This is a genomic window from Actinomycetospora corticicola (genome assembly GCF_013409505.1).
Classification (GTDB): domain Bacteria; phylum Actinomycetota; class Actinomycetes; order Mycobacteriales; family Pseudonocardiaceae; genus Actinomycetospora; species Actinomycetospora corticicola.
Genome location: NZ_JACCBN010000001.1, coordinates 4265868 through 4280816, shown reverse-complemented (window position 1 = coordinate 4280816; position 14949 = coordinate 4265868). Strand labels below are relative to the sequence as shown.

Genomic DNA, 14949 nt, shown 5'->3' with positions numbered 1-14949 from the left:
CGTGCCGTGGTCCGTATGCTCGCCTCGACGGGGGATGGTGACGACGTGACGCGACCGGCGTGGGCACCGCAGGAGGTCGACATCGACCGCCCCAGTGCCGCGCGCGTCTACGACTACTACCTGGGCGGCAGCCACAACTTCGCCGTCGACCGCGAGATGGCGCAGCGGGCCGTCGCCGACTGGCCCGACCTGCCCCGGATCATGCGGAGCAACCGCGCCTTCCTGCGCCGCGCAGTGCGCTGGTGCGTCGGGCAGGGCCTCGACCAGTTCCTGGACGTCGGGTCCGGGATCCCCACCGTCGGCAACGTGCACGACGTCGCGCGCGCCGACGCCCCCGACGCGCGGGTGGTGTACGTCGACGTCGACCCCGTCGCGGTCGCCCACTCCGTCGCGCTGCTCGAGGGCGTGCCCGGGACCGGGGTGGTGCACGCCGACCTCTGCGACGTCGACGAGGTGCTCGACGACCCGGTCACCCGCGAGGTCCTCGACCTCGACCGCCCGGTCGCCCTGCTCGTGGTGGCGCTGCTGCACTTCGTCGGCGACGACCGCCGCCCGGCCGAGGCCCTCGCCCGCTACCGCGAGCGGCTGGCACCCGGCAGTGTCCTCGTCCTGAGCCACGCGTCGGCCGACGACGCCGGGAGCCACGCCGACGGGCACGTCGCGCTCTACCGCCGCACCGCGACGCCGATGTCGATGCGGCCTCACGCCGAGGTGCTGCGGTTCTTCGACGGCTTCGAACTCGTCGACCCCGGCCTCGTGCCCCTGGTGGACTGGCGGCCCGATTCCCCGACCGAGGGTGCCCCGGTGCCCGGCTACGCGGGTGTGGGTCGCCGTGACTGAGATCCGCCCGCGCTCCGACACCCCCGTCGTCGACGTCCTCGCCCAGGAGTGGGCGGTCGAGGTCGAGGGCACCAGCTACGTCCCCATGGGTTCCGACGAGCTCGTCGAGTACCTCACCGAGATCACCGCCGACCTCGTGTCGGCGCTGCGGTCCCGCCCGGTCCGCACCGCCGTCGGCCACGAGGCCGGACGCCGGCTCGTCCAGGCGCACTTCACCGGCCCGTCCACCGTCGAACGCACCCTCATGCTGCTGGGCCGGCGGCTGCCCGAGCTGCTCGGCGAGGACCGGCGCGACGACGCCCTCGCCCTGGTCGGCGCGCTGGCGGCCGGCTACGCCACGACACTGCGCGACCGCACGCTCGACGAGCAGGAGGCGATCCGCCGTGCCGTGATCGTCGCGCGCCACCAGACCGAGCAGGCCCTGCACGCGAGCGAGGCCCGCTTCCGGGCGATGTTCTACGAGGCCGCCATCGGGATCGGCCTGGGTGACATGCACGGGCGGATCGTCGAGGTGAACCCGGCGCTGACCCAGATGTTCGGCTACACCGCGCAGGAGATGCGCCGGCGCACGGTGGGCGAGCTGGCCCACCCGGAGGACCTGCCGTCGGTCTGGGTGCTCTACGAGCGGCTGCTCGCCGGCGAGCTCGACAACTTCTGCATCGAGAAGCGGTTCTACCGCAAGGACGGCGAGGAGATCATCTGCAACCTGACGCTCTCGCTGGTGCGCGACGAGCGCGGGCGCCCCGCCTACCAGGTCGCGATGCTCGAGGACGTCACCGAGCGGCACGAGCTCCAGTCCCACCTGGAGTACCAGGCCTTCCACGACACGTTGACCACGCTGCCCAACCGCGCGTTGTTCGCCGACCGCGTCGAGCACATCTTCACGACGACGGCGCCGGGCTCGGCCCGGCGCGTCGGGCTCTGCTTCCTCGACCTCGACGGGTTCAAGGCGGTCAACGACTCCCTCGGGCACGACGTCGGCGACCTCATGCTGAAGGAGGTCGCGCAGCGGCTCGCCGACCAGGCGACCGACGGCGAGCTGGTCGCCCGCATGGGCGGCGACGAGTTCGTGGTGCTCGTGGAGAACTCGCGCGGGGTCGAGCAGCTCATCTCGCTGGCCGAACGCATCCTCGCGGCCATCGCCGCCCCGTTGGAACTGGCCGGGCAGGAGCTCGCCGTCACCGCGAGCATCGGCATCGTCGAGCGCCCCGTGGTGGGCGGGGACTCCTCGGAGCTCATGCGGGCCGCCGACATCACGCTGTACTCGGCGAAGGCCGACGGCCGGGGCCGCTGGGCGCTGCACGACCCCAGCCGCGACGAGGCCGAGATCACCCGGTTCGCGCTCTCGGCGGCGATGCCCGCGGCGATCGAGCGCGAGGAGTTCTTCGTGCTCTACCAGCCGCTCGTCGCCATGGGCGACCACGGCATGCGCGGTGTCGAGGCCCTCGTGCGCTGGCACCACCCGCAGCTCGGGGTGCTCGGACCGGGCCGGTTCATCGGGCTCGCCGAGGAGACCGGCGCCATCGTCGCGCTCGGGCACTGGGTCCTCGCGCGGGCCTGCCGCGACGCCCGCTGCTGGTACGACGAGTTCGGGGACGCCGCGCCGTTCGTCTCGGTCAACGTCGCGCCGCGCCAGCTGCACGAGCCGGCCCTGCTCGGCGAGGTCGAGCAGGTGCTCGCCGACACCGGCCTCCCGCCGCGCCTGCTGCAGATCGAGCTCACCGAGCGCGCGCTGACCACCGACGAGGGCGCCCCGCTGAAGGCTCTCGACGGCCTGCGCGAGCTCGGCGTCAAGATCGCCATCGACGACTTCGGCACCGGCTACTCGAACCTGTCCTACCTGCGCAAGCTGCCCGTCGACGTCATCAAGCTCGACGGCTCCTTCGGAGAGCGGCTGCGCGACGAGGAGGTCACCAACACCGTCGACGAGCGGATCGTCGGCACGTTGGTCGACCTCGGGCACGCGCTCGGGATGACCGTGTGCGCCGAGGGCGTCGAGACCGGGGCGCAGGCCGGCCGGCTCCGCCGGCTCGGGTGCGACGAGGGTCAGGGCTGGCACTTCGCGGCCGCGCTGCCCCGCGAGGACATCCGGGAGATCCTCGCCCATCCCGACGTCAGGTCCTGGCCCGGTCCCGAGGACGCGTTCGCTTCGTCCGTTTCCTGAGGTTCCGGGGCGGTTCCGCGTCCGAGGTGTTGTCAGCGCGACTCCGCAGGGGCTCCCGACCCACGTACCCTGGGGGCCGCGTCCCGCCCCCGTCTCGAGGAGCCCCTCGGTGGTCGAAGCCGATCCCGGTCCATCGGCGTCAGCAACACCCCAGGACGACGTCCCGCACGAGGAGTGCGGGGTGTTCGGCGTGTGGGCTCCCGGCGAGGAGGTCGCGAAGCTCACCTACTTCGGCCTCTTCGCCCTGCAGCACCGCGGTCAGGAGGCGGCGGGCATCGCCGTGTCCGACGGTCGCCAGATCGTGGTGTTCAAGGACCTGGGGCTGGTCAGCCAGGTCTTCGACGAGCAGACGCTGTCCTCGCTGCGCGGGCACATGGCCGTCGGCCACACCCGGTACTCGACGACGGGCTCGTCGACCTGGGAGAACGCCCAGCCGACCTTCACGACGACGAGCGCGGGCACCGGTATCGCGCTCGGCCACAACGGCAACCTGGTCAACACCGCGGAGCTCGTCGCGCGCCGCGCCGACCCGATGCCCTCGCGCGGTCGGGTGACGGCCACGACCGACTCCGACGTGGTCACCGGCCTGCTCGCCGAGTCGGCCGCCGACCTCGGGGTGGAGGAGGCGGCCCTGCGCCTGCTGCCCGACCTCCGCGGCGCCTTCAGCCTCGCCTTCTGCGACGAGACGACCCTCTACGCGGCCCGCGACCGGCACGGGGTGCGTCCCCTGGTGCTCGGCCGGCTCGACCGCGGCTGGGTGGTCGCCTCCGAGACCGCCGCGCTGGACATCGTCGGCGCGTCGTTCGTCCGCGAGGTCGAGCCCGGTGAGCTGATCGCCATCGACGCCGACGGGCTGCGCTCGTCGCGGTTCGCGGCGCCGGAGCCCAAGGGCTGCGTCTTCGAGTACGTCTACCTGGCCCGGCCCGACACCTCGATCGCCGGCCGCGGCGTGCACTCCACGCGCGTGGAGATCGGGCGCAAGCTCGCGCAGGAGCACCCGGCCGAGGCCGACCTCGTCATCCCGGTGCCGGAGTCCGGCACGCCGGCGGCGGTCGGGTACGCCGAGGCCTCCGGCATCCCCTACGGCATGGGCCTGGTGAAGAACGCCTACGTGGGGCGCACCTTCATCCAGCCCTCGCAGACGATCCGCCAGCTCGGCATCCGGCTCAAGCTCAACCCGTTGCGCGAGGTCATCCGGGGCAAGCGGCTCGTGGTCGTGGACGACTCGATCGTCCGCGGCAACACGCAGCGCTCGCTGGTCCGCATGCTGCGCGAGGCGGGCGCCGTCGAGGTGCACGTCCGCATCGCGTCGCCGCCCGTGCGCTGGCCCTGCTTCTACGGCATCGACTTCGCCTCGCGGGCGGAGCTGATCGCGAACGGCCTGGACAACGAGGGCATCCGGCGTTCGGTAGGCGCCGACAGCCTCGGCTACGTGTCCTCGGAGGGCCTCATCGCGGCCACCGAGCAGCCCCGCTCGCGGCTGTGCACGGCCTGCTTCTCCGGCGAGTACCCGATCCCCCTGCCCGAGGAGGCCATGGTGGGCAAGCACCTGCTCGAGGACGTCGCGGGCACCGCCTGCGGCGACCCGGGCAACGTCGTCCACCAGAACGGCACCCGCGCCGGGGTCCCCGTGCCGAGTGCCGCCGACGGGTCGGGCGCCCCGGTGCGTCTCCCGCTCTCGCGCTCCACCCCCGCCTACGGCGCCGAGGACGCCCTCTCGCGCCCGTGACCCGCGGACCGGGAGCCAGCTACGCCGAGGCCGGGGTCGACGTCGCCGCGGGTGACCGCGCCGTCGACCTGATCAAGCCGCTCGCCGCCGCCACCCGCCGTCCCGAGGTGCGGGGCGGCATCGGGGGCTTCGCCGGGCTGTTCGCGCTCAAGACGGGCAAGTACACCGAGCCCCTGCTCGCGGCCTCCACCGACGGCGTCGGGACGAAGATCGCCGTCGCGCAGGCCGCGGACAAGCACGACACCGTGGGCCTCGACCTGGTCGCGATGGTCGTCGACGACCTCGTCGTGTGCGGGGCCGAGCCGCTGTTCCTCCAGGACTACCTCGCGATCGGCAAGGTCGACCCCGCCAAGGTCGAGGCCATCGTCTCGGGGATCGCGGAGGGCTGCCGGATCGCGGGCTGCGCCCTGCTCGGCGGCGAGACCGCGGAGCACCCCGGCGTCATGGAGCCGCACCACTACGACCTCTCGGCCACCGGGGTCGGCGTCGTCGAGGCCGACCGCGTGCTGGGCCCGGAGCGGGTGCGCGCCGGCGACCAGGTCATCGCGATGGCGGCCTCGGGGCTGCACTCCAACGGCTACTCGCTGGCCCGCCGGGTGCTGCTCGACATCGGCCGGATGTCGCTCGACGGCCACGTCGAGGAGTTCGGGCACACCCTGGGCGAGGAGCTCCTCGTGCCGACCCGCATCTACGCGCGGGACTGCCTGGCGCTCGCGGCCGAGACCGACGTCCGCACCTTCGCCCACATCACCGGCGGCGGCCTGACGGCGAACCTGGCCCGGGTGATCCCCAAGGGCCTGCACGCCGACCTCGACCGCACCACGTGGAACCCGGCCCCGGTCTTCAAGCTGATCGCGGGCCGTGGCCGGGTGGAGCGCGCCGAGATGGAGGCGACGTTCAACATGGGTGTCGGGATGGTGGCGATCGTGCCGCCCGACGACGTCGACCGCGCCCTCGCCGTCCTCACCGCCAAGCACGTGCCCGCGTGGGTGCTGGGCGAGGTCGTCCGCGGGGAGATCCCCGGCGCGACGCTGTACGGCGACCACCCGCGCTTCTGAGGGTCACGCCCGCCGCGAGGTCCACGTCAGGCAGGTTCCGGTACGCCGGGACCTGCCTGCTGTGCATCTCGCGGTGGAGCGGCCGCGTGGGCCGTCCACGAGGGGTGGCATGAGGCTGCCCGCCGAGCAGCAGACTATGCCCGGCGTGCACCGCACGGATGCCGCCGACGGTCCGGACGACGGGTCCGCGCCGGACCCGTCGTCGGCGGGACGGGTCAGTCGCTCTTCAGCTCGCTGTGGAGCTTGAGGACCCGCTGACCGTCGTCCTGCTTCAACACGTAGGCCGGGTTGTCGTCCGTGCCGTTGCGCGTCTGCTTCTTGCCGTCGATCTGACGCTCGACGCGCTCCGTGTGCACCTCGTCGACCTGGGCCTCACCTTCACCGTTGCCCCAGTTCCACTTCACCTGGTCGCCCTTGCTGAAGGCCTTCGTCATCGCGCTCTCCCCTCCGCATCGGGACGTGCGGCATCACGACCCGTCGTCGCCCCTGGCACGGGGTGACTCGACGGGGCGGGATGCCCCCGGTACGGAGCGGTGAAGCGCGGCGGGGAAGACCCGTCCGAGGTATCAGCGCTCGTCGTAGCTGTACTCGGAGTAGCGGGAGTCCACTTGGTCGTCCTCGTCGACCGTGTGCCGCGCGAACGGGTCCCCGCTGGCCAACTCCCTCTGCAGGGCGTCGAAGTCGGTGCTGGGGGAGCTGTACTTGAGCTCGCGAGCGACCTTCGTCTGCTTCGCCTTGGCTCTTCCGCGTCCCATGGGCAATGACCCCCTCGAACAGGGCGGGGGGCGGCCGGTCAGACCGGCGGCCCCCCTCATCTCATAGCAATGCTCGTGTCACGAGCATAGCGTGTGTCCGAACCGGGGTGCGACGTGACGTGGCACCATCGCGCCCGTGCCCGCCCCCTTCGTCTGCTACCTCCGCGTCTACGAGCCGCTGGGGGCGCTCCCGGGGCCGTTGGCCCAGCGTGTGCGGGCCGGACTGGCGCGCGGAGCGATCCCCGTCACCCGGGTGGGTGCCCGCGAACGGGACGTGTGTCTCCGGGCACAGCTGGGCGTCCCGGTCCGGTTGCTGCCCGGCGAGCGGGCCGACGGGACCGCCTCGGAGGGTCCGGTCGACGTCCTGCTGGCCGACGGGGCGGACGCCCCGGCCGCCGAGGAGGGCTCGCCCACGCCGCGGTTCGGCCCCACCACGCTCGTGTGCCCGCTCGACACCCGCCCGCGGGCGGCGGCGGCGCTGGTGGGCTTCCTGTCCACCGAGTCGCCCGTGCTGCGGACCGCCGCGCTGCACCACGAGGAGTCCGCCGTGCGGTCGCGGGCGGAGGCGGTGGTGGCGGAGCTCGGCGAGGGCGCCACGCACATCGTGTCGGCCACCTGGACGGTGCCGCTGCCGTGGTTCGTGCTCGTGGAGGCCACCGACCGCGTCCTGGTGCTCGCGCACGACGACCCGGCGACCGCGGACGGGCCGGGGCTCCGGCGGCGCTGCTACTGGCGGGTGTCCATGGCGGACGCGCTGGCGCGCGCCGATTCCGCGGCCGAGCTGCTGAGTTCGACCCTCGGCGAGGGCGGGCCGGCGGAGGTCCTGCGGGACACGGCGCGCTGGCTGCGGCACTTCGACGCCGGCTCGGTCGTGGAGCTGGACTACGGCGGGCTCGTCCAGCTCGTCGACGACGAGACGCTGGCGGCGGACACCTCCGCGGAGGACGTCACGGCCGCGCTGGACGCCCTGCGTGAGGGCGACGCCGAGAAGGCGATGGAGAGCTACCGCCGGCTGCGCGACTTCTGGGCGAGCCGGGCCATCCGGGAGCGCGCGAACTAGGTGCTTCGCACGTGAGCACTTTCGGTCGCTATGACGACCGAAAGTGCTCACATGCCGTCAGGCACCTTCGCGCTCCCGGCGCAGCAGCTCGTCGATGCTGGCGGAGCCGGTGCGGTAGCGGCGCCCGATCTCGTCGTTGCACGCGTCCATGACCTGCTGCACGCGGATCCGGTGGTCGGACACCGACGCCTCCTCGGCCGCGTAGGCCTCGGCGGACTCGGTCAGCTCGGCGTCGGAGAGGGACGCGACGTCGGAGAGCCCCGTGTCGGCCAGGAGGGCCTCGACGTGGCGGCGGTGGGACTCGGCCCGCGACGGCTGCACCGTGTGGTGGCGCCCGCGGCCGGCGGCCGGCCCGATCGCGTTGTCGGCGAGGATGCGGGGCAGGGCGTCGACGACGGAGGGCTCCTCGGAGGACCCCGTCCCGGCGCGCCGGTGCTCCTCGAAGCGCACGATGTCGATGCGCGCGTGGAGCAGCCGGCGCAGGTAGGACAGGTCGGTCTCCTCCTGGGCGGCGTCGTCGCGCATCTCGCGCAGCTCGTCGAGCGAGCGGTCACCGATCGCGGCGAGGAACCCGGGGTCGAGGACGCGGTCGAGGCGCCGCCGACCACCCTGCCGGAACTCGATCATGTGCTCCATGGTGACCGACCCACCCGTTCGATGTCACCCGTCGGGGCCCGACGGGCGTCGACCGGGCATCGCTGCGCGGGCGCCGGTCGTCCCGACCCCGGCTCAGGCGGCGAGCACACGCGCGACCCACGCGGGGTCGGCGTTGCGGCCGCTCACGACCGCGACGGTGCGGCCACCCACGAGCGCGGGGTGGGTCAGCGCCCCGGCCGTCGCCACCGCCCCGCTGGCCTCGGCGGGGACCCCGGCGGCGTGCAGCAGCCGGGCCGCGGCCGCGATGGCGTCCTCGTCGACGGTCACCACGTCCTCGACGAGGGCCGACACGTGCCGCCAGGGAAGCTCGCCGAGTCGCTGCGCGCGCAGGCCGTCGGCGGCGGTGCGGGCCACGTCGGCCGCGGGCCAGGCGACGAGCTCACCGGCCCGCACGGAGGCCGCCGCGTCCCCCGCCAGCGCCGGCTCCACCCCGACGACGGGGATGCCACTGTCCGCGAGGGCGGCCGCGATCCCGGAGATCAGCCCACCGCCGCCCACCGGCACGAGGACGCGGTCCACGTCCTCGCCGAGCAGCTCCAGACCGACCGTCCCCTGTCCGGCGATCACGTGCGGGTGGTCGAACGGCGGGACGAGCGCTCCGCCCGTCTCCGCCACGATCTCCTCCGCGCGGGCGGCCCGGTCGGCCGGCGACACCGGGACGAGGCGGGCGCCGAGGGCGGCCATGGCCTCGACCTTGGCGGCCACGGCGTCGTCGGGGACCACGACCGTGCACGGCACCCCGAGGCGGGCCGCCGTCCAGGCCAGGGCGCGTCCGTGGTTGCCGCTGGAGTGGGTCACGAGCCCGCGGGCCCGGACGTCCGGGTCGAGCCGCGAGGCCGCGTGGAACGCGCCCCGCAGCTTGAAGGCCCCGACCGGCTGGGTGTCCTCGCGCTTGAGGCGCAGCCCCGGCACGGCGGCCAGGGGCTCGAGCGCGGTGTGCACGGCGACCCCGTCGAGGATCGCCGCGGCCGCCTCGACGTCGGCCCGGGAGACCAGGGAGACCGAGGTGGTCATCCCTGCAGCCGTCGGACGGCCGCCCGCCCCGGGGGCTCGCCGGTGTCCGGGGGCACCGAGTCGGGGTCGACCGTCGCCGGTCCGGGCACGCCCTCGTCACGGTCGTCGGCCACCCACAGCTCGGAACCGCCGACCACGGCCGAGCGCTTCACCAGCGCCAGGGCGACCGACCCCAGCTCGTGGTGGCGCACGGCGGTGCCGATGCGTCCGACCGCCCGGCCGCCCTCGGCGGTGAGCACGGGCGTCCCGGGCGGGGGCAGCGCGTCGTCGCCGGAGGCGAGGTGCAGCAGGACCATCTGACGGGGCGGCCGACCGAGGTTCGCCACCCGCGAGACGGTCTCCTGCCCGCGGTAGCAGCCCTTCGACAGGTGCACCGCCGACCCGATCCAGCCGACCTCGTGGGGGATGGTGCGCTCGTCGGTGTCGACGCCGAGGCGCGGGCGCAGCGAGGCCACCCGGAGCGCCTCGAAGGCGTCCAGGCCGGCCGGGGTGGCGCCCGCCCCGCGCAGCCGGTCCCACCAGTCGCGCAGCGCGTCGCGGGGGACGATCAGGTCGACGGCGTCGGCCGGCCAGTCCTTGCGGCGGACGATGCCGCCCCCGGACAGCGGTCCGGCGTCGGACGACGGCAGCTCGACCCCGCCCGCCGTCAGGACCTCCGTGGTGTCCGGCCCGACGAGCGACAGCATCGCGTACTCGGCGGTGGCGTCCCGGACCTCGACCTTCGACCAGAAGGTCATCGACGACAGGTAGGCCGCGAGCGCCTCGGCGGTGCCGGGCTCGACGTCGAGCCAGACCGCCGGCTCCGCCTCCCCCGTCGCTGCGCTCGTCCCGGTCACATGGCTCAGCACCGCGTGGTGCTCCACCCGGCCCTGCACGTCGAGCACGAGGCCCTCGGTGCCGGCGCCCTCGGGCAGGTCGGCGACCTGCTGGGAGACGAGCAGGTGCAGCCAGCTCAGCCGGTCCGCGCCGGTGACGACGACGAGCCCGCGGTGCGAGCGGTCGACGACCACCGCGCGGCGGGTGGCGGCGCGCTGTTCGGCGAACGGGTCGCCGAAGTGCGAGGCGACCTCGGCGTCCGAGCGGGCGTCCTCGCCGTCGGGATGGCCGATCGCGCCGGGGGTGTCGAGCAAGGGGGAACGACTCATACCTCTGCCTCCGAGTCCGACGACTCGCACCGCGAGCACAGCCCGGACAGCGCCACGTGCGTCGGGTCCAGGGCGAACCCGGTCCGCGTCGCGAGGACCTCGGCCAGATCGTCGAGCAGACCGGCGTCGACCTCGTCGACGGTGCCGCAGCGGTGACACACGAGGTGGACGTGCTCGTGCTCGCCGGTGGCGTAGGTCGGCGCGCCGTGGCCGAGATGGGTGTGGCGCACGATCCCGAGCTGCTCGAGCAGGTCGAGCGTGCGGTAGATCGTGGTGATGTTCACCGCGGGGGCGATCTCCTGCACCTTGGTGCAGATGGCCTCCGGGGTGGCGTGCCCCAGCTCGGACACGGCGTCGAGCACGAGCTGGCGTTGTGGGGTCATCCGCAGGCCGCGGCGGTGCAGCGTCTGCCGAAGTTCGGTGTCCACGCCACGATGGTAGGCCGCCGCGACACGCCGGGGGCGGAGCTGGTTCCGGCCCTCGGCCGCCGTTCGGCGTCTCGCACCGTTCCGGATCGATCCTTACGATCGGGTGGCGCCCGGTCACACACGGGACCGGGCGACGTGACGAGGTGATGTATGACGACGGGTGAGCGGGGTCGGACTCCCCCCGACGCCGAGCACTACCTGGACCTGCCGGACGCACCGGAGGAGGCGGACGGGCCGCACTTCGACGTGGTGCTCCGCGGGTACGACCGGGCCCAGGTCGACGAGCACGTGGCCGGGCTGCGCCGCATGGTGGCGCAGCTGCGGGCCCAGCTCGCCGTCCGCGAGCGACGCCGGACCCCCGAGCCGCCGCCCGCGCCCCGCCGGGAGCTCGCGGCGACGCTGCAGGAGGGCTCGCCCGGCGCCCCGGCACCCGCGGCCGCGCCCCAGGACCCCGACCAGGTCGGTGCCTTCAACGAACGCCTGCGCGGCATCCTGCAGGCGGCCGAGCAGGAGGCCGCCCTCGTGCGCAGCAAGGCCGCCGAGTCGCTGCTCGCCGAGCACGCCGAGTCGCGCGCGGCGCTGGCCGACCTGCGGTCCCAGCGCGACGCGGTGTTCGACGAGCTCGTGAAGGTCAAGGGCCACCTCGACGACCTGGTGGCCAACTCCGGCCGTCCGTCGAGGCCCTGGGGCGGCCCCCCGCGTCGCCCGTACGGCCCGCCGCCGTACCCGCCGCCCGGTGGTCCGCCGTGGCAGGCGCCACCGCAGTCCATCGAGGACACCTCGGACCTCGCCGCCGAGAACTGATCGCTCTCCGTGGTGGCGCAGGTACGCTGCGTCGCCATGGGGGACTGGTCGGAACAGCTGGGGTCGTGGTCGCGCGAGCCGCAGGCGTGGATCGTCGGAGCGGCGGTGCTCTTCGGGGTCGCCGTCGTCCTGCTGCTCCTCGCCGCGGTCGCGGCCTTCCGCGCGCGGCGGCGGGCTCGTCAGGCACGCCGGGTTCTTCCTGACGACAGGTCGCGGCGTCTGCTGGCGGCGCTGGTCACCGACCCCGACGCGGCCCTCGCGGCCCTGGCGCGCGACGACGAGCCGTGCGCGACCGCGATCGCGCTGCTGCAGGCCGGGGTCGCGGCACCCGCGGTCGCCCGGGTGACCGGGATCGACGTGGCCGAGCTCGGGGACGTGGTCGCCACGCGGCTCGGGGTGCTCGAGCCCAGCTGACCCGCCGTCGGGAGCCACCCGTCGTCCGGGACGAACGCGTTCGTGGCGTCTGGCTGCACGAACGGGTCGTTCGTTCCGCACGGCCAGGGCCGCACCCGCCGTCGGGAAGGATCTACCCGACGATGCGCTGGAGGCGGGCCGAGGTGTGCGGCTGCATCTCCTGGCCCATCATCGCCCGCTCCTCGACGTAGAACAGGTCGCCCTCGACGATGCCGTAGAGCCGGTTGGCGCCCTGGACGTCCTGGGCGGTCGCGGTGCGCACGGTGGCGTCGGTGGACAGCTCCCACGACGTCTGCGTCCGCGCGGAGCCGTAGAAGATCTCGACGATGCCGGTGGCGTGGGCCAGCAGCAGCTCGATCGTGCCGTCGGACTGCGGCCGCCAGAACCCGGTCTCGCGCGCGGCCGGGCGCACGACCGCGCCGCCCGGGCCGTCCAGCAGCCAGGCGCGGGCCTCCCAGGACAGGAAGGGCCGGCCGTCGTGGGCGACGGTGATCTGCTGGCCGAAGTGGAAGGGCCCGTCGATCGTCGGGTAGACCACCTCGCCGCCGCCACGCCAGACCCCGACGAGGGGCAGGACCGGGAGGAGGGCGTCGTTCAGGTCCGGGCCGAGGCGGAGGTTCGCCGTGTCGTCCGGGATCGGGAGGTCGGTCCACTGCGGCCGGTTCTCGCCCCGCGTGTGCTCCGCCCGCTCCTCGGCGGCCCGGATCGCCTCGTTGCCCGCCAGTCCCTCGGGCTCGCTCACGAGGCACCCCCGGAGAGATCGCGGGGAGCTTCGTCGCGGAAGAGCCGCCTCGTCAGGACGAGCGCGTAGGAGAGGATCCCGGCGCTGGTCGCGGCGAGGAGGACCGTGTAGACCCAGGCCACGCCGACCACCCTAACGACGAACACCCGCCCCACCCGGCAGGGGCGGGACGGGTGTCCTGACGTCGGTGGTGGAATCAGCCCACCGACACCTCGGTCGTGTAGAGCCCGGGGCCCTGCACCGCCACGTCGGACTGGCCGTTGCCCGAGCGCGAGAGCGCGCGCACGGTCCAGCTGCCCGGCGCCGCGAAGAAGCGGTAGTCGCCGGTCGCCGAGGAGACGACCTCGGCCGTGAACTCGCCGGTGCCGTCGAGCAGGCGCACGTAGGCCCCGCCCACCGGCGACCCGCCGTTGGTCACCTTGCCGACCAGCACCGACTCCTTGGTGAGGTCGACCCCGGCCGGAATCTCGGCCGTCTGCTCAGGAGCTCCGCACATCAGGACTTCCCATCCCCGGTCTCGACCGGCACGCCCACGAGCGAGCCGTACTCGGTCCACGACCCGTCGTAGTTCTTGACGTCCGACTCGCCGAGCAGCTCGTGCAGGGCGAACCAGGTGTGCGACGACCGCTCGCCGATGCGGCAGTAGGCGATCGTGGGCCGCGACGAGTCGAGCCCCTGCTCCTCGTAGAGCTTCCGGAGCTCGTCGTCGGACTTGAAGGTGCCGTCCTCGTTCGCGGCCTTCGACCACGGCACGTTGAGCGCCGAGGGGATGTGGCCGCCGCGCTGCGCCTGCTCCTGCGGGAGGTGCGCCGGCGCGAGCAGCTTGCCGGAGAACTCGTCGGGCGAGCGGACGTCGACCAGGTTCTTCGTGCCGATGGCGTCGACCGCCTCGTCGCGGAAGGCGCGGATCGAGAGGTCCTGCTCCTGCGCGGTGTAGGACGTCTTCGGGCGCTCGGGCACCGCGGTGTCGAGCTTGCGGCCGTCGAGCTCCCACTTCTTGCGGCCACCGTCGAGCAGCTTCACGTCGGTGTGGCCGTAGAGCTTGAAGTACCAGTAGGCGTAGGCGGCGAACCAGTTGTTGTTGCCGCCGTAGAGCACCACGGTGTCGTCGTTCGAGATGCCCTTGGAGGAGAGCAGCGCCTCGAAGCCGGCCTTGTCCACGAAGTCGCGGCGAACCTGGTCCTGCAGCTCGGTCTTCCAGTCGATCCGGACGGCACCGGGGATGTGCCCGCCCTCGTAGGCGCTGGTGTCCTCGTCGACCTCGACGAACACCACACCGGGCGCATCGAGGTTCTCCTCGGCCCAGTCGGCGGTGACCAGGGCGTCCTGGCGGCTCATGAATGACTCCTCGTGCGGGGATGGGACGGCACCCGCACGGCGCCGCCCTCGGTTGACTCGTTCGAGAGACGTCGCGCCGGACGCTCCGCGGACTCGGCGGAGCAGGAGAGGAGGACCTCAGGCGCGACGGGCGCCCGGACACAGGCTGCTGTCGACGCGGCACAGGTCCACTGCGCGTCGTCGGGTCAGGCCTTCGTCCACGGACGCCACGTTACCCACAGGTCCCCGTCGAGGTCACCCGTGTCCGGCGGACCGACCGAGGTGGGGCGCGATCGCGGTGACCAGCGCCGCCCGGCGCGGCACGCCGTCGACCCGGAGCAGTTCGTGGCCGCGGCCGTCCACCAGCAGGGTCGTGGGGGTGCGGGCGACGCCGAGGAGGCGGACCAGCTCGGGCCGGTTGGCGAGGTCGACGTCGCGGTGCACCAGGCCGGGCAGCTCGGCGGCCACGTCGGTGAGCACGCTGCGCGTGTCGCGGCAGTGGGTGCAGAACGCCGAGGAGATCTGCAGGAGCACCAGCCCGCCGTCGCGGGCGGTCAGGTCGGCGGGCAGCCGGGGGGCGGGGATGCTGCCCTCGCTCGCGGCGGGCGCCGCCGGACGACGGCGGCGCAGCAGCAGGCCGACCGCGAGCACGACCGCGCCGAGCGCGAGGATCACCACCAGGGTGACGACGGCCGCCGTCATGCGCAGATCCCCTCTCCGACCGCGGCCGCGGACCCGCCCGTCCACGCCCGGCACCACGGTAGGCGTACCGCTCCGGCGCCCGGCCCGCCGGGCTCCACGTGACATGCAACGCGCGCCGGG

At 73.9% G+C, this 14949-nt stretch carries 19 protein-coding genes; 7 read left to right on the top strand and 12 right to left on the bottom strand.

Translation table 11 applies throughout. From position 1 onward, the window contains the following. The first annotated feature begins 45 nt into the window (after nt 1-45). From BJ983_RS20915 to purM, 4 genes are all read left to right on the top strand, one after another. A complete protein-coding gene (locus BJ983_RS20915) occupies nt 46-840 on the top strand; it encodes an SAM-dependent methyltransferase (protein WP_179795581.1) in 795 nt (264 codons plus the stop codon). Beyond that, complete coding sequence (locus BJ983_RS20910) at nt 833-3004, top strand: EAL domain-containing protein (protein ID WP_179795580.1); 2172 nt, start codon at nt 833-835, stop codon at nt 3002-3004. Before BJ983_RS20915 ends, BJ983_RS20910 begins: the two co-directional genes overlap by 8 nt. Nucleotides 3005-3113: 109 nt before the next feature. Beyond that, a complete protein-coding gene (gene purF / locus BJ983_RS20905) occupies nt 3114-4733 on the top strand; it encodes an amidophosphoribosyltransferase (RefSeq protein ID WP_179795579.1) in 1620 nt (539 codons plus the stop codon). Then, complete coding sequence (gene purM, locus BJ983_RS20900; RefSeq protein WP_179795578.1) at nt 4730-5791, top strand: phosphoribosylformylglycinamidine cyclo-ligase; 1062 nt, start codon at nt 4730-4732, stop codon at nt 5789-5791. The genes purF and purM overlap by 4 nt, the downstream gene beginning before the upstream one ends. Before the next feature lie 215 nt (nt 5792-6006). Here the strand turns inward: purM and BJ983_RS20895 are convergent, their stop codons facing one another. Together BJ983_RS20895 and BJ983_RS20890 are read right to left on the bottom strand one after the other, a co-directional pair. Next, entirely contained in the window at nt 6007-6225 is a 219-nt protein-coding gene (locus BJ983_RS20895) for a hypervirulence associated TUDOR domain-containing protein (protein WP_179795577.1), read from the bottom strand. A gap of 132 nt (nt 6226-6357) precedes the next feature. Further along, on the bottom strand, nt 6358-6546 hold the full coding sequence (locus BJ983_RS20890; protein WP_179795576.1) for a DUF3073 domain-containing protein: 189 nt from the start codon (nt 6544-6546) through the stop codon (nt 6358-6360). A 136-nt stretch (nt 6547-6682) separates the two neighbouring features. Here BJ983_RS20890 and BJ983_RS20885 point away from each other — a divergent pair, with 136 nt between their 5' ends. After that, nucleotides 6683-7606 (top strand): DUF8083 family protein, encoded by a 924-nt coding sequence (locus BJ983_RS20885; protein WP_179795575.1) that lies wholly within the window; start codon nt 6683-6685, stop codon nt 7604-7606. Between the two features lie 57 nt (nt 7607-7663). Here BJ983_RS20885 and BJ983_RS20880 read toward each other — a convergent pair whose 3' ends face one another. The 4 genes from BJ983_RS20880 to BJ983_RS20865 form a co-directional block, all read right to left on the bottom strand. Next, on the bottom strand, nt 7664-8233 hold the full coding sequence (locus BJ983_RS20880) for an RsiG family protein (RefSeq protein WP_179795574.1): 570 nt from the start codon (nt 8231-8233) through the stop codon (nt 7664-7666). 102 nt (nt 8234-8335) lie between these two features. Continuing rightward, entirely contained in the window at nt 8336-9277 is a 942-nt protein-coding gene (locus tag BJ983_RS20875; RefSeq protein ID WP_179795573.1) for a threonine ammonia-lyase, read from the bottom strand. Beyond that, entirely contained in the window at nt 9274-10422 is a 1149-nt protein-coding gene (gene ygfZ, locus BJ983_RS20870; RefSeq protein ID WP_179795572.1) for a CAF17-like 4Fe-4S cluster assembly/insertion protein YgfZ, read from the bottom strand. The genes BJ983_RS20875 and ygfZ overlap by 4 nt, the downstream gene beginning before the upstream one ends. Then, nucleotides 10419-10850, bottom strand: a complete 432-nt coding sequence (locus BJ983_RS20865) for a Fur family transcriptional regulator (RefSeq protein ID WP_179795571.1) — start codon at nt 10848-10850, stop codon at nt 10419-10421. Before BJ983_RS20865 ends, ygfZ begins: the two co-directional genes overlap by 4 nt. A 150-nt stretch (nt 10851-11000) precedes the next feature. Here BJ983_RS20865 and BJ983_RS20860 point away from each other — a divergent pair, with 150 nt between their 5' ends. Both BJ983_RS20860 and BJ983_RS20855 read left to right on the top strand, forming a co-directional pair. Beyond that, nucleotides 11001-11654 (top strand): hypothetical protein, encoded by a 654-nt coding sequence (locus BJ983_RS20860; protein WP_179795570.1) that lies wholly within the window; start codon nt 11001-11003, stop codon nt 11652-11654. Between the two features lie 36 nt (nt 11655-11690). Beyond that, on the top strand, nt 11691-12068 hold the full coding sequence (locus BJ983_RS20855; RefSeq protein ID WP_179795569.1) for a hypothetical protein: 378 nt from the start codon (nt 11691-11693) through the stop codon (nt 12066-12068). Between the two features lie 112 nt (nt 12069-12180). Here BJ983_RS20855 and BJ983_RS20850 read toward each other — a convergent pair whose 3' ends face one another. From BJ983_RS20850 to BJ983_RS20830, 6 genes are all read right to left on the bottom strand, one after another. After that, nucleotides 12181-12810, bottom strand: coding sequence for a heme-binding beta-barrel domain-containing protein (locus BJ983_RS20850; protein ID WP_179795568.1), 630 nt, complete (start codon nt 12808-12810; stop codon nt 12181-12183). After that, nucleotides 12807-12956 carry a hypothetical protein gene (locus tag BJ983_RS20845; protein WP_179795567.1) on the bottom strand — a complete coding sequence of 50 codons (150 nt, stop codon included), beginning with the start codon at nt 12954-12956 and terminating at the stop codon, nt 12807-12809. Before BJ983_RS20845 ends, BJ983_RS20850 begins: the two co-directional genes overlap by 4 nt. Before the next feature lie 50 nt (nt 12957-13006). Then, a complete protein-coding gene (locus tag BJ983_RS20840) occupies nt 13007-13306 on the bottom strand; it encodes a DUF1416 domain-containing protein (RefSeq protein WP_179795566.1) in 300 nt (99 codons plus the stop codon). Continuing rightward, nucleotides 13306-14148 (bottom strand): sulfurtransferase, encoded by an 843-nt coding sequence (locus BJ983_RS20835; protein WP_179795565.1) that lies wholly within the window; start codon nt 14146-14148, stop codon nt 13306-13308. Before BJ983_RS20835 ends, BJ983_RS20840 begins: the two co-directional genes overlap by 1 nt. Before the next feature lie 117 nt (nt 14149-14265). Then, the gene (locus BJ983_RS32740; RefSeq protein ID WP_372460379.1) at nt 14266-14349 is read right to left on the bottom strand and encodes a putative leader peptide; all 84 of its coding nucleotides are present in this window, start codon (nt 14347-14349) and stop codon (nt 14266-14268) included. A gap of 33 nt (nt 14350-14382) precedes the next feature. Further along, nucleotides 14383-14829, bottom strand: coding sequence for a TlpA family protein disulfide reductase (locus tag BJ983_RS20830; RefSeq protein ID WP_179795564.1), 447 nt, complete (start codon nt 14827-14829; stop codon nt 14383-14385). Nucleotides 14830-14949: the final 120 nt, after the last annotated feature.